Origin of the sequence: Actinomadura luzonensis, assembly GCF_022664455.2 — a bacterium.
GTDB lineage: Bacteria > Actinomycetota > Actinomycetes > Streptosporangiales > Streptosporangiaceae > Nonomuraea > Nonomuraea luzonensis.
Genome location: NZ_JAKRKC020000002.1, coordinates 1,735,848 through 1,754,332, shown reverse-complemented (window position 1 = coordinate 1,754,332; position 18,485 = coordinate 1,735,848). Strand labels below are relative to the sequence as shown.

At 73.8% G+C, this 18,485-nt stretch carries 18 protein-coding genes; 11 read left to right on the top strand and 7 right to left on the bottom strand.

Translation table 11 applies throughout. The features are described 5' to 3' along the window. Positions 1-70: 70 nt before the first annotated feature. Positions 71-742: a hypothetical protein gene (locus MF672_RS38455; RefSeq protein WP_242383424.1), complete on the bottom strand. Its 672-nt coding sequence runs from the start codon at positions 740-742 to the stop codon at positions 71-73. 134 nt (positions 743-876) lie between these two features. On the opposite strand from MF672_RS38455, the gene MF672_RS38450 reads away from it, so the two are divergent. Further along, complete coding sequence (locus MF672_RS38450; RefSeq protein WP_242383425.1) at positions 877-1,821, top strand: acyl-CoA dehydrogenase family protein; 945 nt, start codon at positions 877-879, stop codon at positions 1,819-1,821. Positions 1,822-1,831: 10 nt separating this feature from the next. On the opposite strand, the gene MF672_RS38445 is transcribed toward MF672_RS38450, so the two are convergent. Further along, positions 1,832-2,332 carry a hypothetical protein gene (locus MF672_RS38445; RefSeq protein WP_242383426.1) on the bottom strand — a complete coding sequence of 167 codons (501 nt, stop codon included), beginning with the start codon at positions 2,330-2,332 and terminating at the stop codon, positions 1,832-1,834. Between the two features lie 94 nt (positions 2,333-2,426). Here MF672_RS38445 and MF672_RS38440 point away from each other — a divergent pair, with 94 nt between their 5' ends. From MF672_RS38440 to MF672_RS38415, 6 genes are read left to right on the top strand one after another with little or no spacing between them, the layout of a single operon-like run. Beyond that, the gene (locus MF672_RS38440; protein WP_242383427.1) at positions 2,427-3,494 is read left to right on the top strand and encodes an LLM class flavin-dependent oxidoreductase; all 1,068 of its coding nucleotides are present in this window, start codon (positions 2,427-2,429) and stop codon (positions 3,492-3,494) included. Continuing rightward, positions 3,491-4,552: a hypothetical protein gene (locus MF672_RS38435; RefSeq protein ID WP_247815646.1), complete on the top strand. Its 1,062-nt coding sequence runs from the start codon at positions 3,491-3,493 to the stop codon at positions 4,550-4,552. The genes MF672_RS38440 and MF672_RS38435 overlap by 4 nt, the downstream gene beginning before the upstream one ends. 8 nt (positions 4,553-4,560) lie before the next feature. Then, on the top strand, positions 4,561-6,120 hold the full coding sequence (locus MF672_RS38430; RefSeq protein ID WP_242379927.1) for an AMP-binding protein: 1,560 nt from the start codon (positions 4,561-4,563) through the stop codon (positions 6,118-6,120). A 49-nt stretch (positions 6,121-6,169) separates the two neighbouring features. Further along, positions 6,170-7,372: a class I adenylate-forming enzyme family protein gene (locus tag MF672_RS38425; RefSeq protein ID WP_242379929.1), complete on the top strand. Its 1,203-nt coding sequence runs from the start codon at positions 6,170-6,172 to the stop codon at positions 7,370-7,372. Positions 7,373-7,380: 8 nt separating this feature from the next. After that, positions 7,381-8,685, top strand: a complete 1,305-nt coding sequence (locus MF672_RS38420; protein WP_242379932.1) for an FAD-dependent oxidoreductase — start codon at positions 7,381-7,383, stop codon at positions 8,683-8,685. Beyond that, entirely contained in the window at positions 8,669-9,826 is a 1,158-nt protein-coding gene (locus MF672_RS38415; protein ID WP_242379934.1) for a DUF6986 family protein, read from the top strand. Before MF672_RS38420 ends, MF672_RS38415 begins: the two co-directional genes overlap by 17 nt. Before the next feature lie 25 nt (positions 9,827-9,851). Here the strand turns inward: MF672_RS38415 and MF672_RS38410 are convergent, their stop codons facing one another. Next, the gene (locus tag MF672_RS38410) at positions 9,852-10,532 is read right to left on the bottom strand and encodes a copper homeostasis protein CutC (protein ID WP_242379936.1); all 681 of its coding nucleotides are present in this window, start codon (positions 10,530-10,532) and stop codon (positions 9,852-9,854) included. Positions 10,533-11,105: 573 nt separating this feature from the next. Here MF672_RS38410 and MF672_RS38405 point away from each other — a divergent pair. After that, positions 11,106-11,771, top strand: a complete 666-nt coding sequence (locus MF672_RS38405) for a helix-turn-helix domain-containing protein (RefSeq protein ID WP_242379938.1) — start codon at positions 11,106-11,108, stop codon at positions 11,769-11,771. A gap of 52 nt (positions 11,772-11,823) precedes the next feature. On the opposite strand, the gene MF672_RS38400 is transcribed toward MF672_RS38405, so the two are convergent. The 4 genes from MF672_RS38400 to MF672_RS38385 form a co-directional block, all read right to left on the bottom strand. Beyond that, positions 11,824-12,429 carry a GNAT family N-acetyltransferase gene (locus tag MF672_RS38400; RefSeq protein WP_242379940.1) on the bottom strand — a complete coding sequence of 202 codons (606 nt, stop codon included), beginning with the start codon at positions 12,427-12,429 and terminating at the stop codon, positions 11,824-11,826. 198 nt (positions 12,430-12,627) lie between these two features. Continuing rightward, on the bottom strand, positions 12,628-13,365 hold the full coding sequence (locus MF672_RS38395; protein WP_242379942.1) for a GntR family transcriptional regulator: 738 nt from the start codon (positions 13,363-13,365) through the stop codon (positions 12,628-12,630). Between the two features lie 868 nt (positions 13,366-14,233). After that, positions 14,234-14,626, bottom strand: coding sequence for a Zn-ribbon domain-containing OB-fold protein (locus MF672_RS38390; RefSeq protein ID WP_242379944.1), 393 nt, complete (start codon positions 14,624-14,626; stop codon positions 14,234-14,236). After that, positions 14,626-15,795, bottom strand: a complete 1,170-nt coding sequence (locus tag MF672_RS38385) for a thiolase C-terminal domain-containing protein (protein ID WP_242379946.1) — start codon at positions 15,793-15,795, stop codon at positions 14,626-14,628. The genes MF672_RS38390 and MF672_RS38385 overlap by 1 nt, the downstream gene beginning before the upstream one ends. 242 nt (positions 15,796-16,037) lie before the next feature. Here MF672_RS38385 and MF672_RS38380 point away from each other — a divergent pair, with 242 nt between their 5' ends. From MF672_RS38380 to MF672_RS38370, 3 genes are read left to right on the top strand one after another with little or no spacing between them, the layout of a single operon-like run. Then, positions 16,038-16,550 carry a flavin reductase family protein gene (locus MF672_RS38380; protein WP_242379948.1) on the top strand — a complete coding sequence of 171 codons (513 nt, stop codon included), beginning with the start codon at positions 16,038-16,040 and terminating at the stop codon, positions 16,548-16,550. Further along, positions 16,547-17,680: an acyl-CoA dehydrogenase family protein gene (locus MF672_RS38375; protein WP_242379950.1), complete on the top strand. Its 1,134-nt coding sequence runs from the start codon at positions 16,547-16,549 to the stop codon at positions 17,678-17,680. Before MF672_RS38380 ends, MF672_RS38375 begins: the two co-directional genes overlap by 4 nt. An 11-nt stretch (positions 17,681-17,691) precedes the next feature. Further along, positions 17,692-18,465, top strand: a complete 774-nt coding sequence (locus tag MF672_RS38370) for an SDR family oxidoreductase (RefSeq protein ID WP_242379952.1) — start codon at positions 17,692-17,694, stop codon at positions 18,463-18,465. The last annotated feature ends 20 nt before the right edge of the window (positions 18,466-18,485 follow it).

Below are 18,485 nucleotides of genomic sequence, written 5' to 3'. Positions count from 1 at the left end.
CTCCTTGCTCGAACCCGGATGTGAAGGACTACAGGCTATCGAGTCGGAACGGCCGCCCGCTCGGCCTTAATCACGCGGCGGGCGGGAACCAGCCGGACACGAACACCGCCAGGCACGCCGCGAACAGCCCGGAGAACAGCGCCGACAGGGCGAGCGCGCGCGCCCGGGCGCGGGCGTTCCTGCGCAGCGCGAGCACCAGCACGACCGACAGCAGCCCCACGAGCAGGGCGGGCACCGGCCAGAACGAGCTCTCGGTGTCGATGAAGCCGGGGGTGGCCCGGTCCACGACGTCGGCGATGAGCGCCGCGCCGACGCCGCCGGCGGCCAGGTCGCCCCAGGCGTCGTCCCTGCGGGTGACGTAGGCGAGCAGGCCGAGGCCGACGAGCAGGGCGAGGGTCCAGTTGAGCCCGGCGGCGCTGCCACCGATGACGTCGAAGGCCAGGTCGCCCCGGAAGACGCTGGCGCCCATGGCGGCGACCAGCGTGGAGACCGCCGCCAGGAACGTGGTCACCAGCGCCCAGCCGAACCCCGACGCGGTCACCCCCACTGCGAGCGACAGGGCGAGGTAGGCGTAGGGCTCGTAGAGCTGGCCGACCCAGCCGGGGCCGCGACCGGAGATGAGCATGCCGACGAGGCCGACGGCCAGTCCCCCCAGGAAGGCCGCGACCAGATGGCGCTCGATGCCGCGCTGCCGCCGGTCGTACTCGGCGAAGTCGGCGTATTCGATCGTGGTGTTGTTCATCTCCCTTTCCCTGGTCAACCCCTCCCCCGGGTACGTCGGGAATTGACCCTTTTCAGATTATGCGAACCTACATAAAAGGCAAATTTCGGTCATTCCTCTACCAAAACGAGCAAGTGCTTGGTTAGCATGAGCGGGTGTCACTGCCCGAGGAACTGGCCGCCGCGGTCCGCGGCCACCTCGCCGGCCGCCCCGGCGCGTCCTGGGGCGAGCTGGCGCGCGACGTGGGAGTGTCCGGGCTCCTGGTGCCCGAGGAGCACGGCGGCGCGGGCTGCGGGCCGGCCGAGCTGGCCGCCGTGGCCGAGGAGATGGGCCGCGCCCTGTCGCCGCACCCGTTCCTCCAGACGGCCGTCATGGCGGTGACCGCGGCGGCCGCCTGCGGGGCCGCCGACCTGCTCAAGGCGCTCGCCGGCGGCGAGGTGACCGCGACCGTCGTGCTGCCGGGGGACGCCGGGCTGCGGCTGGGCGCGGACGGGCGGCTGAGCGGCGTGGTGCCGTACGCGCTGGCCGGCGAGCTGGTGCTGCTGTACGCGGGCGGCCGGCTCGTGGAGGCCGCGCCGACGCGGCGGGAGGCGTACCCGACGATGGACGAGAGCCGGCCGCTGGCCCGGCTGACCTTCGAGGACGTGCCCGCGCGCCCGCTCGGCGACGGCTCCTCGGCCGATCGGGTGCGGGACCTCGGGATCGCGGCGCTGGCCGCCGAGCAGGTGGGCGGGGCGCAGCGGTGCCTGGAGATGGCGGTGGCGCACGCCAGGACGCGGGTGCAGTTCGGCCGGCCGATCGGCGCGTTCCAGGCGATCAAGCACAAGCTGGCCGACGTGCTGCTGCTGGTGGAGTCGGCCCGGTCGGCGGCGCGGGCGGCGGCCGCGGACGGGGTGGCGGCGGCGGTCGCGGGCTCGTACTGCACGGAGGCCTACCTGACGGCGGCCGGGGAGAACATCCAGGTGCACGGCGGGATCGGCATCACCTGGGAGCATCCCGCGCACCGGTACCTGAAGCGGGCCACCTCGGACGCGCAGCTCTTCGGGCCGCCCCAGGCCCATCGGGCGCGCCTGGCCGCCACCGTGTTCGGCGAGGACTGAGCGCGGCCGCTCAGCCGCCGAGCAGCTCCTCCCACGGGTGGCGGGTGTTGGTGCGGCGGGTGGTGTCGAGGGCTTCGGCCAGCCGCCAGAAGCCCGGCCGGGCCCGCATCGTGGAGCGTCCTAACGGGTCGATGGCGCGCAGCTCGACGCGCACCCCCATGACGTCGAGCACCGCCGTGGCGGCCCCGCCGGGGCCGGCCTCGGTGACGAGCGGCCCGTCGTGCTCGGGATCGCGGACGCGCGCGGCCAGCAGGCCGGCCACCTCCGACGCGTACGGCCCCTCCCGCCACTCGAGGTGCCAGGTGTGGTCGCCGCCGCGCCACCAGGTCAGGTCGCGGCACGACTCGATGAAGTCGCCCTCGGCCGCCAGCGCGGCCATGACCCTGCCGAACGCCTCGTAGCGGCGGGCGCTCGTGAGCGAGAGGTCACCGCCGTCGTGGCCGGGGCCGTCGTAGCCGGGGTCGCCGGCGTCCTTCGGCCGTCTCAGCGCGTGCTTTCGCTTCACGAGCATCCACTCTGATCGCGCCCGCGCCCTTCCCGCAAGTCCTCGCCGCTGATACGCTCTACCAAGCGAGCGCTTGGTTTCCTACTGTGCCGGAGGCGCGATGACCACCCTACGGATCAGCCTGGGGTACGAACTGGAGGTCCGCGGCCGCACGCGCGACGTCGAGCAGCAGGCGTTCCACAACGTGGTCGAGCAGGTCGTGCTGGGCGACCGGCTGGGGTTCGACACCGCCTGGTTCGTGGAGCACCACTTCACCAGGGGCTTCTCCCACTCCTCCGCCCCCGACCTGGTCCTGGCCGCCATCTCCCAGCGCACCGAGCGCATCCGCCTGGGGCTCGGCGTGGTGCTGCTGCCCTTCCAGTCGCCCATCCGCACGGCCGAGCGCGTCGCCACCCTGGACGTCCTCAGCCGCGGCCGCGTCGAGTTCGGCACCGGCCGCGGCGCCTCCCCGCTGGAGTACCAGGCCTTCCAGCGGCCGTTCGAGCAGTCCCGGCGCATCTGGGAGGACTCGCTGGAGGCCGTGCTCGCCATCTGGGACGCCGACGGCGAGCCGGTCACCCGCTCCAACGCGTACTTCGAGATCCCCGACGTCGCCGTCTACCCGCGCCCCGCGCAGCGCCCGCACCCGCCGGTGTGGGTCGCCTCCACCTCGCTGGACGGCTACCTCGCCGCCGCCAGGCACGGCTACAACCTGCTCGGCATGACCATGCTCAAGGGCATCGACGACGTGGCCGCCGACATCGCGCGCTACCGCGAGTGCCTGGCCGAGCACGGCTTCGACCCGGCCTCCCGCCGCGTCGCCCTGATGATCCCCTGGTACGTCGCCCCCACCAGGGACGCCGCCACCGCCGACGCGGCCGACGCCGTCCTGTGGTACATCCGCCGCCAGGTCAACCTGGTCACCCCGCCCGACTACTACGACGCCCGCCACGCCACCCACCGCGTCCTCGGCCAGCTCGCCGCCGGGCTGCCGCCCGAGGAGGCGATGGCCACCCTGCGCGAGCACCTCATGGTCGTGGTGGACGACGTCGAGGGCTCGCGCAAGGCGCTGGCCAGGATCGCCGAGGCGGGGGCCACCGACCTCATCATCCAGGCCCAGGTCGGCGGGCTCGGCCACGAGCGGGTGTGCGAGGCGATGACGCTCTTCATGAGCGAGGTGGCGCGGTGACGGGACGGTGGCTGACCCGCGACGACCTCGGGGCCGCGGCCGGCTCCGCCGCCGGGCTCCTGCTGGTCTCCCCCGACGCCGCCAGCGCCTACCCGCTGGGCCCCGAGGACCGGCGGGCCGCGCTCGGGCTGACCGCGGCGGCGCTGCGGGCGGCCGGCGTGGGCGAGCGGGACCGGGTGGCGGTCGCCCTCGCCGAGCCGGCCGGCGCGTTGTGGGCCGCCGCCGCGGCCGAGGTCGCCCAGGCCGCCGCCGACCTGGGGCCGCGCGGCCGGATGCGGCTGCACCACGCGCTGTCGGCGCTGCGGGCCACGACGCTCGTCGCCACCCCGACGGGCGCGATGGACCTCCTGGCCCGCCTGCACCTGGAGTTCCTGCTGGACCCGCTGGACCTCGGGCTCACCTCCGTCGTCCTGACCGGGGAGATCGCCTCCAAGCGCACGCTCGGGCACCTGGCCGAGGAGTTCGGCGCCCGGGTCACCGAGGTCTACGCCAGCCCGTTCGGCGGCGCCGCGCTCGCCTGGCGGGCGGCCGAGGAGGACCCGCTCACGCCGCTCGCGGACGGCCTGCTCGGCCTGGCCGCCCTCGCCAAGGACGCCCCCGCCGACCCCGGCGCGCCCCTGGCCGAGCTGGTCGTCACCCCGCACGGGCACGCCACGCTCGGCGACGCCGTGCTGCGGACCGGCCAGGTCGCGCGGGCCGCCGCCGGCATCCCCGCGCCCGCCCACACCGTGGGCGACCACGTGCTGGTCAGAGGCGTGTGGCTGGCCCTGCCCCGCCTGGAGAGGGCGCTCGCCAAGATCGACGGGGTGACCGCCTGGGACCTCGCGATCAGCCGGCCGGGCACGCTGGACACCGCCGTGCTCACCGTGACGTTCGGCCGCGAGAGCCTGATCGGCAACCCCATGTGGCGCTCGCGGATCGAGCAGGCCGTGCGGGCGCTGACGCCCGTCTCGATCGGCGTGGAGATCGCCCCGGAAGCGGCCGAGGGGCCGCGGCCGGGCACGGTGACCGACCTGCGCGGCCACCATCTGGGCAGGGACCGGGCGCTCGTCACCTAGGGGTGGACATGGCACCGATGCCGGACTGGGGGACCCTCCCCCGCATGCTGCGCGACCAGGCCGAACGGCACCCCGGCCACCAGGTGCTGGCCGCCGGCGACGCCCGCGGCACGCCGGCCGAGCTGCGGCGGGCCGCCTCGGCGGTCGCCCGCGGCCTCATCGCGCTCGGCGTCGAGCCCGGCGACCGGGTGGCGCTGTGGGGCGTGAACTCGGCGTACTGGGTGGAGCACGTGCTCGGCGTCTGGGACGCGGGCGCGGTCGTGGTGCCGCTGTCGCCGCGCTTCAAGGGCATCGAGGCGGCCGAGCTCATCGCCAGGACCGGGACGAAGGTGCTGATCACCGGCGACGGGCCGGCCGGCACGCGGCTCGCCGGGCTGCTGCCGTCCCCGCCGTCGCTGCCCGGCCTGCGGCACACGCTCGTCCCGCCCGGGGCGGAGCTGCGCGCCCTCGGGGAACGCGTGCCGGAGCGGGAGGCCGAGGAGCGGGCCCTCGCCGTCCGGCCCGGCGACCTGTGCGAGATCATGTCCACCTCCGGCACCACCGGCGCGCCCAAGGGCGTCATGCTGGACCACTCCCAGGTCCTGCGCGGCTACTGGGACTGGTCGGAGATCGTCACGCTGGACGAGCACGACCGCTACCCGGTGATCGCCCCGTTCAGCCACGGGTTCGGGCTGAACGCCGGGCTCGTCGCCTGCCTGCTGCGCCGGGCCACGATGCTGCCGGTCCCGGCCTTCAGCCCCGACGCGCTCATGTCGCTGATCTCCCGCGAGCGGGTCACCGTGCTCGCCGGGCCGCCGACGCTCTTCCACCGCATCCTGGAGGAGCTGGAGCGCGGCTCCTGGGACGTCTCCTCGCTGCGCGTGGCGATCTGCGGGGCGGCCGCCGTGCCCGCGGCGCTCATCACCCGGCTGGCCGAGCGGGTCGGGCTGGAACGAATGATCAACGCGTACGGGCTGATGGAGGGCACGGTCGTGTCGATGACCCGGGCCGGCGACCCGATCGAGGTGGTCGCCCGGACCACCGGCAGGCCCGTCCCCGGCATCGAGGTCAAGGTCGTGGACGACGACGGCAAGGAGGTCGCGCCCGGCGAGCGCGGCGAGATCCTGCAACGCGGCTACGGCGTGATGCGCGGCTACTGGGACGACCCCGCGCGCACCGCCGAGGTCGTGGACGCCGACGGCTGGCTGCACACCGGCGACGTCGGCGTGCTCGACGCCGACGGCAACCTCGCGGTCGTGGACCGCAAGAAGGAGCTCTACATCGTCAACGGCTTCAACGTCTCGCCCGCCGAGGTCGAGTCGCTGCTGCTGCGCGAGGGGTCGCCGGCGCAGGTGGCCGTGGTCGGGGTGCCGGACGCCTCCGCGGGCGAGGCGGGGGTCGCGTTCGTGGTGCCGCGGCCGGGGGCGCGCGTGGTGCCCGAGGAGCTGATCGGGTGGGCGCGGGCCAACATGTCCGACTACAAGGTCCCCAAGCGGGTGGTCGTCGTGGACGCCCTGCCCGCGAACGTCAACGGCAAGATCGACAAGAGGGAGCTGCGGAGGCGGGCGTCCGGCGGCCCGGGCGAGTAGGTTGGAGGTGCGGAAACCGTAGGGAGCGCCCGGTCGCCCGGAGGCTGACATGTTGCGGCTGCTCGCCGGCGAGGCCGCACGCAGGTTCGGGGGGCGCGCGGCCGTCGTCACCGGCGCCACCACGCTGACCTTCGCCGCTCTCGACCGGCTGTCCGACCAGGTGGCGTCCGGGTTCGCGCACCGCGGGGTGCGGATCGGCGACGTCGTGGCCCTGGCGCTGCCCGACGGGCCGGAGTTCGTGGTCTGCTACGTCGCCGCCGCCAAGATCGGCGCGGTGACGGCGGGCGTGGGCGTCGCCCGGCCGGAGCTGCTGTTCCCGCTGGACCCGGCGCTCGTGGTCACCGTGCCCGGGGTGCTGCCCCGGACGGCCGGCCTCGACGTGGTGACCCTCCGGAATGACCACGGGGACAACCACGGGGAGGACCACGGGGACCCCGGGGAGCACGGCGTGCGCCTGCCGGGCGGGCTGCTCAGGGCCGAGCGCCCGCCGCCGCCGTTCCCGCCCGACCCCGGCCGCCCGGTGGTGATCACGTTCACCGCGGGCCGGACCGGGCCGCCCAAGGCCGTGCTGTTCGGCGCGCGGCAGCTCGAGGCCATCCGCGCCCACGGGGCGGGCGGCCGCTGGGGCACCGGCGACGCGCGGCTGGTGCCGCACCCGCTCGGGCAGCTCGGGTTCGCCACCCGGCTGCCGGCGTTCCTGCAGACCGGCCGGACCTGTCACGTGCTGCCGCGGTGGAGCGCCGAGGCCGCCCTGCGGGTGCTGCGCGCGCACGACATCCGGGTGCTCCAGGGCGAGCCGGGGCAGCTCGCCGAGCTGCTGGCCCGCGACGCCGACCTGCCCGCGCTGCGGCTGGTGCTGTCCAGCGGCGCGCCCGCCCCGCCCGAGCTGGTCGCCGCGCTGCGCGCCCGCTACGGCGTCCCCGTCTGCAACCGCTACGTCTGCACCGAGGCCGGGCTCGGGCTCGGCACCCGTCCTGACGACCCGCCCGGGGACGCCGAGGTGAGCGTCGGGCGGCCGCGCGCCGGCGTGGACGTCTCGATCAGGGACCCCGGGGGCCGCGCGGTCGCGGAAGGCGAGCCCGGCGAGGTGTTTCTCCGCTCCGCGGCGGTCATGAGCGGCTACGTTGGCAGGAACACGGATCAAGCGGTTTTCGCCAGGGACGGGTTCGTCCACACTGGCGATCGGGGATACATCGATCACACTGGCCGGTTGCATCTGGTGGGACGCGTGCCCCGGGCGCCCGGTTCTTAGGAGGCAGCGTGGCGTTGCGTGTGGCGGTCATCGGATCGGGCCCCGCCGGCATCTACACGGCCGAGGCGCTGGTCAAGCAGGCGGCCGAGCCGGTCCAGGTCGACGTGCTCGAACGCCTGCCCACCCCGTACGGGCTGGTGAGGTACGGCGTGGCGCCCGACCACACCTCGATCAAGTCGATCGCCAACTACCTCAAGCGCGTGCTGGAGCTGCCCCAGGTGCGCTTCCTGGGCGGCGTCACGCTGGGCGAGCACGTCTCGGTGGCCGACCTGCTGACCCGCTACGACGCCCTGGTCTACTGCACGGGCGCGATGGTCGACCGCCGGCTCGGCATCCCCGGCGAGGACCTGCCCGGCAGCGTGGCCGCCACCGACTTCGTCAACTGGTACTGCGGCCACCCCGACGTCGACCCCGGCCGGTTCACGCTCGACAGCCCCGAGGTCGCGGTGATCGGCGTCGGGAACGTGGCGGTCGACGTCGTGCGCATCCTGGCCAGGACCGCCGACGAGCTGGCCCGCACCGATGTGCCCCACGACGTGCTGCAGCGCCTCGCCGAGAGCCAGGTCAAGGTCATCCACATGATCGGCCGGCGCGGGCCCGAGCACGCCAAGTTCACCCTGAAGGAGCTGCGCGAGCTGGGCGAGCTGGACAACGCCGACGTGGTGGTGCGCCCCGACGAGGCCGAGGTGCGCGGCGCCGGCTTCTCCCGCCAGATCCAGGGCAACGTGGACGTCATCCGCTCGTGGGCGGCCCGCCCGCCGGTGGGCCGGGCCCGCCGTCTCGACGTGCGCTTCTGGCTGCGCCCGGTCGAGATCCTGGGCAGCGAGCGGGTCGAGGGGCTGCGGCTGGAGCGCACCCGGCTGTCGCCGGAGGGGCGCGTGACGGGCACCGGGGAGTTCGAGACGCTGCCGGTCGGCATGGTGCTGCGGTCGGTGGGCTACCAGAGCGTGCCGCTGCCCGGGGTGCCGTTCTCCGAGCAGAGCATGACCGTCCCCAACCAGGCGGGGCGGGTGCGCGAGCGCGAGTACGTGGCGGGCTGGCTCAAGCGCGGCCCGACCGGCGTCATCGGGACGAACAAGTCCGACGCCGCCGAGACGGTGCGCACGCTGCTGGCCGACCTGGAGGGCCGCGAGCGGGTGCCCGAGGGCGCCACGATCGACGCGCTGCTGGCCGAGCGGGGCGTGCGGCCGGTCACCTACGACGAGTGGCAGGCGATCGAGGCGGCCGAGGCCGAGCTGGCCAAGTCGCTCGGGCGCGGCGACCGGGTCAAGCTCGTCGGGCTGGAGGCCATGCTCCGTGCCTGCCGTCCCTGACCTGCCGGCGATCCCGCCGGGGTTCGCCGCCGCCTACCTCGCCCAGCAGGCCCGCTTCCCCGGGCGAGGCGGCTGGCAGCCGGTGCACACCGTGTACGTGCCCGCCGACCAGTTCTCCGCGGACACCGTCGCCGAGTGGCGCGACGCGGCGTTGTCCCTGGTCAACGCGCACCTGGCCGGGCCGGACGAGCTGGCCGAGGTGTTCGGCGTGCCGCCCGCCCTCGCCGCGCGGGTGCACGACCGGCTGCTGCGCAAGCTCGGCCGCGAGCCGATCGAGGACGTGCGCATCGACTTCGAGGACGGCTACGGCGTCCGCCCGGGCCCGGTCGAGGACGGGCACGTCAAGCAGGCCGCCGAGGCCGTGGCCGCGCTGCACGCCGCGGGCACGCTGCCGCGCCGCTGGGGGCCGCGGGTGAAGTCGTTCGCCGACGGCGACCCGGCGCGCTCGATCAGGACGCTCGCCGGGCTCGTCGGGGGCGTCGTCGAACGGACCGGCGAGCTGCCCGCCGGGTTCACGGTGACCTTCCCCAAGGTCCTCATGGAGGACTACCTCACGCAGTTCGCGGACGTGCTGTGCCGGCTGGAGAGCGGGCTCGGCGCCCGGCTGCGCTTCGAGATGCAGGTGGAGGCGCCGCAGACGTTGTCGTTCCTGCGGGCCGAGCTGCCCGGGTCGCTGGACGGGCGGCTGGCGGCGGCGCACTTCGGCGTGTTCGACTACACGGCCGCGCTCGGGCTGCCGCCGCACGAGCAGCGGCTCGACCATCCGGCCTGCGACCACGCCCGGCACGTCATGCAGACGGCGTTCGCGGGCACGGGGGTGGAGCTGTCCGACGGCTCGCTCGCCGCCTCGCCCGCCTCCGGGCGGGCCGAGGACGTGCACGCGCTGTGGCGGCGGCACGCCGAGCTGGTCCGGCACTCCCTGCGGCACGGCTTCCACCAGGGCTGGGACATGCACCCGTCGCACCTGGTGAGCCGCTTCGCCACCGTCTACGCCTTCCACCTGGCCGGCTACGACTCCTACCGGGAGCGGGTCGCGGCGTGGGAGGAGCGGCGCGAGGCCGGGGGCGGCGTCATGGACGAGCCCGCCACCGTCCGCACCCTCGCCGAGGCCCTGCGCCGGGCCGACGACGCCCTGCCGTAGCACCGCGCCGGCCGGGTGAGCCGCGCTAGTCGCGCTCGACCAGCGTGCGCCACTGGCGGACCAGCCGCCACTCCACCGGGTCGCTCCAGCTCGCCCGCACCGCCGAGCCGACGTGGAAGGCGCGGATGCCCTGGTCGAGCAGCACCGGCACGTGGGCCGGGCGCAGCCCGCCGCCGGCCAGGATGATCGAGCCGTCGCCCGCCTCCGCCCGGGCCCGCAGCACCGGCAGGCCGTCGCCGACGCCGGTGGGCGCGCCCGAGGTGAGGACGGTGGCCAGGTTGGGCAGCAGCCGCACCGCGCGCCAGGCCGCCTGCACGTCGGCCGCGTGGTCCACGGCGCGGTGGAACGTCCAGGGCAGCGGGGACACGGCGTGGATCAGCGCCTCGGTGGCGGCCAGGTCGACCGCTCCCGCGTCGTCGAGGAAGCCGAACACGAAGCCGGCCGCGCCCGCCTGCGCGAGCGCCTTGGCGTCCCTGGCCAGCCGGTCGAGCGCGCCGGGCCCGGCGGCGAAGGTGGCCTCGGCGCGGAGCATCACCATCTGGGGCAGCGGGCACTCGGCCGCGATCGCGGCCACCGTCTCAGGGGAGGGGGTCAGCCCGTCGGCCGCCATGTCGGCGACGACCTCCAGCCGGTCGGCTCCGCCCTGTTCGGCGGCCACGGCGTCGCGCACGTTGAGCGCGATCACCTCGAGCAGGGATCCGGTCATGGAGGAGAGGTTATATGGCGCTCTGTACCGTTGCGCCCCCAACTGCCCCTCCTCAACACGGGCCACGGGCGGAGACGGGGGACGCGGGCTACCACCCCCGCGCCCCCCTCCTGGCAGAACTGACAACTCACCGTGCTCGGCAAAGAGGCGTGAGACATCAGCACGCCCCATCGAAGCGGGGCCGCGGCGGCGAGACAAACAGCGCCGGGAATGAACTCCACCCAGCGGATTCCTCCTGCCGCACGAAGGTACAGAAATGTCTCCCGGAAACGCCGTCAGCCGACTGAATCACGGCATGAAAGCGCAGGTCAGACCGCTTTTTATGGCCAAAAACGTCAATACATGGCAAACGCTGGCCGCTCCGGCGAGTTGGCTCTATGGTCATCCTGCACGGGGTCCTACCACAAACACCAGACCCCGATCAATCGGCAAAGAGGCGGGCAGATGAAAAACTCATTCACTTTCACTATTGGGTCCCCCCTGCCTCCCGCACGGGCCGGCCGGCGCAACTTCTGGCGGGCCCTGTCCCAGTGGGAGCGTCAGACGCTGACCCGCCTGGGGACCGAGAGCCACGTGTTCAGGGGCGACCGGCTGCCCGTCCGGCCGGACCCCGGCCTGACCGTCCTGACCGCCGGCTGCTGGGTGCGCCTGCAGACCGGCACGGCGCCCACGACGCGCAGGGTGATCGACCTCGCCGCGCCCGGCGACCTCGCGCACGTCTTACACCGCGACGCCGTCGTCCTCACGAGGGGGCGGGTGCTGCACGTGGCGAGCGAACTCGTCCCGATCGCCCTGAGCAACATGCCCGGCGTCTCCCGGCTCGTCCAGCACCTGCAGGCGGAGCGGCAGCGTTTCGCCGACCACCTGCACGCCGCCGGGCGGCTCGACATCGACGTCCGCCTGGCCCGGCTCCTGCTCGCCCTGCTGCACCGCTTCGGCGAGCGGCGCTGCGGCGGGCTCAACGTCCTCGCTCCCCCGTTGTCCCAGGCCGACCTGGCCGCCTGGATCGGGGCCAGCGAGTCATCGGTCTGGCGCGCCCTGTGCCGCTGGCGGCGCGACGGCCTGGTCCACACCGGCTACTCCACCCTGGCCCTGCTCAACGCCAAGGAGATCCGCAAGGTGGCGGACTCGCCGGCGCTGCCGTACACGGGGATCGACGCGAGCGCGGCGGGGAGCCCGCCCGCACGGAGGGTGACCGCCGGCCTGGACCTCGACGCCGACCTGCCCCCGGGCCTGTGACCGGCCTGCGACCGGCCGGCCCGGCCCCGTCCGGGGGCCGGGCCGGGGCTGGTCAGGCGGCGGTGATCAGCTCGGCGAGGGTCAGGTCACGGAAGGCCGTCGTGACGAGGTCCTCGGAGCGCCGCTGGAAGAGGGCGCCGCTGGAGCGGTGCGGCAGGTCCACGGTCCGGACGTGCCGGAAGCCGCGCCCGCGGTAGTACTCCTGGAGCCCCGGGTTGGCCTTGGCGCAGTCGAGCCGGACCCACGGCAGGCCCGAGGCGAAGGCCGCGGCCCCCGCCCAGTCCAGGAGGGCGTCGCCGAGGCCGCTGCCCGACCACGGCCGGGCCACGGCCAGCTTGTGGACGTAGAGCGCCGCGCCCGGGTCGTCGGCCGGGGTCCAGAACTCGGGATCGGCGTGCCCGTCGAGGGCCAGCGTGGCCACCGGGGGCGCCGAGAGGTCGGGATCGAGGTAGCGCAGCTCGTCGTCCAGCAGGAACAGCACGCGCTCCTCGATCAGCGGCATGATCCGCTCAGGCCCGAAACCCTGGCGGGGCCACTGCCGCACTCCCCTCCTGTGCAGCCACTCGGCGGTGTCGGCGAGCAGCGTGAGGACGCCGGGCAGGTCAGCCGGTTCTGCGCGGCGAAGTGCGAGCGGGTGAAGCAGCGTGTTTGTGTGCATAGTACAACTCCCGTTGCATTGGGCGTACACGCGCATGCGCACGGTGATGACGCAATGTCGCGTAAGGGTGATTTGGGGCCTCAATCCGATATATGGGATTTAAGGCGATTTAGGGGAGTATGCACGACTCCCCCAGGCCAGCGAGGCGGCTAATTCTCGCTGCACCCGGCCGGCGGGATCACCCCTTCTACCCGAGCCCTAGCGGCGATCGAGCTCGTATCTGATCAGATGTTTGTCGGCTGGTAACACCGACATGGCGACACGCACAGGCATGTCTGCCCCGTCGTACCCCACTCGGACGTACACCATTACTGGTGTGCCGAGTTCAAGCTGGAGGCGCTCGGCCTCCTCCTGGTTGGGCATGCGGGCCCAGATGTCGTCGACGACGCGCACCTGCGCATGGCCCAGTTCCTCCAGGACCCGGTTCGCCCCGCGGGCGATGTCGCCGGGCCTGGCGATCTCCGAGTCGGCCACGAGATCACGCGGGAAGTAGGAGTCGTTGGTGTTGTACGGCTGTCCGTCCACGAACCGCAGACGGCGTCTCACCACGGCCAACTCCCCATCGGCCAACTCCAGCCTGCTGGCGATCTCCTCGACGGGAGACACCGTCAGCACCTCGATGTACTGGCTCGGCTCACGGCCTTCCTGCGCTACAGCGTAGGCGAAGGCCTCGCGCAGTTCCCCGCGCGGCTGCGGCTCCAGCTCACGCTGGGGATAGATGAGCAGCGGCCGCCGGTCCCTGACCACGGTCCCGCGTCGCGGCGTGCGCGTGACGAGCCCCTCGTTGACGAGCTCACCGAGGGCCAGCCTGACGGTGTTCCTGCTCACCCCATGGTCTTCCATGAGCTGTGCCTCGGTCGGCAGCTGTGCCCCGGGGCCGAGGACACCCGAGTAGATGGCTCGACGCAACTCCGCCGCCACCTGCTGATACAGCACCGACCTTGCCACTTTCACCCCTTTTGTTCCAACAATTTAGACGATCTGGTTCTAGCAGGCCACAACCCCTTGACCGAACCCCCTTGAGCGGCCCATCATCCATTCGTTGGTACAAATCCATCTAAAGGCCGGTGAGGGGGTGAAGGCCAATGCCGCCGGTCAGCACGGACAAGCCGTACCTGCCCTGGCATCACCCCGGTGAAGCAACACGTTTACTGCGTTACGTGTTGCCGCGCCAGGGGTTCACCCACACCTGCCATGGCGATCGGCATGGCGCCTCCGTGCACTCGGCGTTGACTGAGCTGACCGTGAGGTGCGGCGACGGTTCCTTTGTCGCTGATGAGGAGGGTGGCGCCCCCGTCACGCACTTCATTGATGACCCGGTCGGTGCAGCTCGACGCATCGCCGCACGTTGCCGGCAGCAGGAGCCCTCACGCTCCCCCATCGACTCCGTGAGCGATCACGCGGTCTAGGACTCCATCCCTCGCCGGAGTCCTGGCGCCGCCGCTCACGGGGCAGGAAGCGCGTCCTGGCGGGTCCCCCACGCCCGCCAGGGCGCGCTTTCCTCCGAGGGACCGACATGTGGATCACTTCCTCCCGACAGGCTGCTCTCTCCCGCTGGACCGCCGCCCCGCACGGCGGCGGCCGGGCCCGTCGGCCCGCACCGGCGGCAGGCGCGACCGCGAGCGGCGGCCGCTTGGCCGCCGTCGCCACCGAGCCCGCTCCGCTCACGTGCGCCACCCAGGTCGAGTCGTCCGCGTTGACGTCTACAGCCTCATCATCAACCCTGCGGGGCGGAACCGGGGGCACCTTCGGCATGGTGGGACTGAAGGGATTGGTGGGTACGAATCCATTTGTTATGCCAGGCTCAACCGGCGGGCTCCCAGTCGACGAGCGTCACGTCCCCCTCCTCCCGGTACACCCCCCGCACCCGCTCCCCGGCCCGGGGCTCCCGCCCGCCGCGCCAATTCCCGTACGCCAGGCCGTCCGGCACCGCCGACAGCCGCACCATGACCACCACGTACGGCACCGCGACCCCCGGCACGAACGGCTGGCGCGCGACGATCCAGCTCTCGACCCGCCCCTCGGGCTCCACCGCCCGCCACCGCCACTCCTCGCCGCGGCAGGCCGGGCAGAACGCCCGCGCGGGGAACCGGTCCACGCCGCAGCCCGCGCACCGCTGCACCGCGAACTCGTGCCGGGCGATCCGCTCCCACCACTCGCGCGAGTCGCGGTCCGGCTCGGGACGGTGACCCGCCATCACGCCCTCCTCAGGATCAGCGCGGACGTCGCCGGCAGCACGTACCCCGGCTGCGCCGTGGACAGGGCCACCTCCGCGCCCGGCACCTGGCGGTCGCCCGCCTCGCCCCGGAGCTGCGAGACGGCCTCGGCGATGTGGTTGACGCCGTGCACGTAACCCTCCGACAGGAAGCCGCCGTGCGTGTTGACCGGCAGGGGGCCGTCCAGGGCGGTGGCCCCGGAGGCCACGTACGGCCCGCCCTCCCCCTTCGGGCAGAACCCGTAGTCCTCCAGTTGCACGACCACCGAGTACGTGAAGCAGTCGTAGATCTCGGCCACGTCCACGTCGGCGGGGCCGAGGCCGGCCTGGGCGTACAGGCGCGGGGCCAGCTCGGCCGCGGCCGTCACCGTGGGGTCGCCGGCCGCGCCGGACAGGTGGGACTGGCCGCCGCCCCAGGCCGCCGCGGAGATCAGCACGGGCGGGCGGCGCAGCGCGCGGGCCCGCTCGGCGGTCGTGACCACCACGGCGCACGCCCCGTCGGTCTCCAGGCAGCAGTCCAGCAGCCGGAACGGCTCGGCGATCCACCTGCTGGCCAGGTAGTCCTCCAGCGTGATGGGGGTGCGCATCAGGGCGCGGGGGTTCTTGACCGCGTTGGCGCGCTGGGTGACCGCGAGCGCGCCGAAGTGCTCGGCCGTGGTGCCGTACCTGAGCATGTGGGCGCGGGCGTACATGGCGTACTGCTGGGGCGGGGCGACGTACCCGTACGGGGCCTGGTACTGGACCTCGGGGCTGACCGGCAGGCCGCGCCCGGTGCCGCCCATGCGGAACTCGGAGCGGGCGTTGATCGCCCGGTAGCAGACGACGGTCTCCGCCATCCCGGCCGCCACCGCCAGCGCCGCCTGGCCGACGACGGCGTGGGAGACGCTGCCCCCGCCGAACTGGTCGAGGTGCCAGGACAGTCCGGTCAGGCCCAGCGCGGGGCCGACCAGGGTGGGCGGGGCCGAGTCGCCGACGCGGTGGGTGGCCAGGCCGTCCACGTCGGCGGCGCTCAGCCCGGCGTCGTCCAGGGCGGCCAGCACGGCACGGCAGGCCAGGGTCAGGGTGCTGACCCCGGAGTTCTTGGAGAAAGGGGTGTAGCCGACGCCGGCGATCGCGGTCGCGTCGCGGAAATCAAGCAAGCGCTTGGGCACAATCGTCACGGTAGGCCGGACATTTCACCCATGTCAACGCGGGTCACCGCGGGTCCGGTCGAGCGACTTGACACCTTTTCCGGCTTCCCCTTACCGTCCAAGCAAGCGCTTGGTATGCTAGGCGCAGCCGGTGGACTAGGAGGCGGACCCCCATGAGCACACACGCTGCCCGGCTCGTCGCGCCGGAAAGCTGCCGCGGCCTTCCGACGCCCCATCAGCGCAGGACTCGCAACGGAGCCACCATGCCGACGGGCCCGACCCACCAGAGCGCGAACGGCCACCTCGACAGCCGCCGCTTCCGCCAGGTCCTCGGCCGCTTCGCGACCGGCGTGGTGGCCATCACCGCGCTCGACCCGCAGGACGGGCGCCCCTGCGGCCTGGCGGCCAACTCCTTCACCTCCGTCTCGCTCGACCCGCCGCTGGTCGCCTTCTGCGTGGCGCACACCAGCACGAGCTGGCCCCGGGTGCGCAACTCCGCGGTCCTCACCGTGAACGTCCTGGCCGAGCACCAGCAGGCGGTGTGCGCGCAGATGGCGACCAGGGGCGGCGACAAGTTCGCCGGCCTGGAGTGGACCGGCTCCCCCGGCGGCAACCCGGTGCTGGAGGGCGCGCTGGCCTGGCTCGACTGCTCGGTCGAGGCCGAGCACCCGGCGGGCGACCACGTCATCGTCGTGGCCCGGGTGCTCCAGCTCGACACGCACGCCGACGGCGGCCCGCTGGTGTTCTTCCAGGGCGGCTACGGCGGCTTCCGTTGATCCCTGGGGAGACCCCCGGATTCCGCGAGCGCGCGCGGGCCTGGCTGGAGCGGGCGCTCGGCGGCGAGTTCGCCGCCGCCCGCGGCCTCGGCGGCCCCGGCCGCGAGCACGAGGGCCACGAGCTGCGCCTGGCCTGGGAGCGCCACCTCGGCGCGCACGGCTGGACCTGCCTCGGCTGGCCCGAGCGCTACGGCGGACGCGGCGCCGGCCTCGCCGACCAGGTCGCCTTCCACGAGGAGTACGCCCGCGCCGACGCCCCCGCCCGGGTCGGCCACATCGGCGAGACCCTGGTCGGCCCCACGATCCTGGAGTTCGGCACGGAGGAGCAGAAGGAGCGCTTCCTGCCGCCGATCCGGCGCGGCGAGGAGCTGTGGTGCCAGGGCTACTCCGAGCCCGAGGCCGGCTCCGACCTCGCCGCCGTCCGCACCAGGGCGCACCTGGAGGACGGTGACTGGGTGGTCACCGGGCAGAAGGTGTGGACCTCGCTGGCGCACGTGGCCGACTGGTGCTTCGTCCTGTGCCGCACCGAGCCGGGGTCGCAGCGGCATCGCGGGCTGTCGTACCTGCTGGTGCCGATGCGCGGGCCTGGCGTCACGGTACGGCCGATCACCCAGCTCACCGGCACCTCCGAGTTCAACGAGGTGTTCTTCGACGGCGCGCGCACCGCGGCGGGCAACGTGCTGGGCGCGCCCGGCGACGGCTGGCAGGTCGCCATGGCCACCCTCGGCCACGAGCGCGGCGCCTCCACCCTCGGCCAGCAGATCGGCTTCCGGCGCGAGCTGGCCAAGGTCGTCGCCACCGCGAAGCGGACCGGCGCGGCCGGCGATCCGGTGCTGCGCGACCGCCTGGTGCGGGCCTGGCTGGAGCTGGAGGTCATGCGGCTCAACGCGCTGCGGATGCTGGGGCCCGCCCCGGGGCCCGAGGCGTCGATCGCCAAGCTGTACTGGTCGGAGTGGCACCGGCGGCTGGGCGAGCTGGCGCAGGCCGTCCAGGGCCGGGCGGGCCTGGTGGGCGAGCTGAACGAGCTGCAACGGCTGTACCTGTTCAGCCGGGCCGACACCATCTATGCCGGTTCCAGCGAGATCCAGCGGAACATCATCGCCGAGCGCACGCTGGGACTTCCCCGGTGAAGGGAGAGCCGATGCCACCCGCGCCCCCCAGGGCCCACGGCCTGCTCGACGGCAAGGTGACGCTGGTGACGGCGGCCGCCGGCGCGGGCATCGGCTACGCGACGGCCCGCCGCTGCGCCGAGGAGGGCGCCACGATCGTCCTCTCCGACCGGCACGAGCGCCGCCTGGCCGAGGCCGCCGAGGCGCTGAGCGAGCTGACCGGCGTCAAGCCGCTCGCCGTGCCGTGCGACGTGACGTCCGAGCCGCAGGTGCTCGCGCTGTTCGACGCGGTCGTCGAGGCGCACGGCCGGCTCGACGTGGTGGTCAACAACGCCGGCCTCGGCGGGACGGCGGAGCTGGCGGAGATGACCGACGAGCAGTGGCACGCGGTGCTCGACGTCACCCTCACCGGCACCATGCGCTGCACCAGGGCCGCGCTGCGGCACATGTACGGCCAGGGCTCGGGCGTCATCGTGAACAACGCCTCCGTGGTGGGCTGGCGGGCGCAGCGCGGGCAGGCCCACTACGCCGCCGCCAAGGCCGGGGTGATGGCGCTGACCAGGTGCGTCGCGCTGGAGGCGGCCGGGCACGGAGTGCGGGTCAACGCCGTGGCTCCGTCGCTCGCGGTGCACCCGTTCCTCGCCAGGGTGACCAGCGAGGAGGTGCTGGCGGAGCTGACGGCCAGGGAGGCGTTCGGGCGGTCGGCGGAGCCGTGGGAGGTGGCCAACGTCATCGTCTTCCTGGCGAGCGACTACTCCTCGTACATGACGGGCGAAGTGGTCTCGGTGTCGTCGCAGCATCCCTGACCTGGCCCTGTCAGGGGAAT

What these genes read in the sequence shown, in the direction of transcription:
- MF672_RS38455 (WP_242383424.1), bottom strand. Translation starts at nt 742, where the DNA reads ATGAACAACACCACGATCGAATACGCCGACTTCGCCGAGTACGACCGG.
- MF672_RS38445 (WP_242383426.1), bottom strand. Translation starts at nt 2,332, where the DNA reads ATGCTCGTGAAGCGAAAGCACGCGCTGAGACGGCCGAAGGACGCCGGC.
- MF672_RS38440 (WP_242383427.1), top strand. Translation starts at nt 2,427, where the DNA reads ATGACCACCCTACGGATCAGCCTGGGGTACGAACTGGAGGTCCGCGGC.
- MF672_RS38430 (WP_242379927.1), top strand. Translation starts at nt 4,561, where the DNA reads ATGGCACCGATGCCGGACTGGGGGACCCTCCCCCGCATGCTGCGCGAC.
- MF672_RS38425 (WP_242379929.1), top strand. Translation starts at nt 6,170, where the DNA reads ATGTTGCGGCTGCTCGCCGGCGAGGCCGCACGCAGGTTCGGGGGGCGC.
- MF672_RS38410 (WP_242379936.1), bottom strand. Translation starts at nt 10,532, where the DNA reads ATGACCGGATCCCTGCTCGAGGTGATCGCGCTCAACGTGCGCGACGCC.
- MF672_RS38400 (WP_242379940.1), bottom strand. Translation starts at nt 12,429, where the DNA reads ATGCACACAAACACGCTGCTTCACCCGCTCGCACTTCGCCGCGCAGAA.
- MF672_RS38390 (WP_242379944.1), bottom strand. Translation starts at nt 14,626, where the DNA reads ATGGCGGGTCACCGTCCCGAGCCGGACCGCGACTCGCGCGAGTGGTGG.
- MF672_RS38380 (WP_242379948.1), top strand. Translation starts at nt 16,038, where the DNA reads ATGCCGACGGGCCCGACCCACCAGAGCGCGAACGGCCACCTCGACAGC.
- MF672_RS38370 (WP_242379952.1), top strand. Translation starts at nt 17,692, where the DNA reads ATGCCACCCGCGCCCCCCAGGGCCCACGGCCTGCTCGACGGCAAGGTG.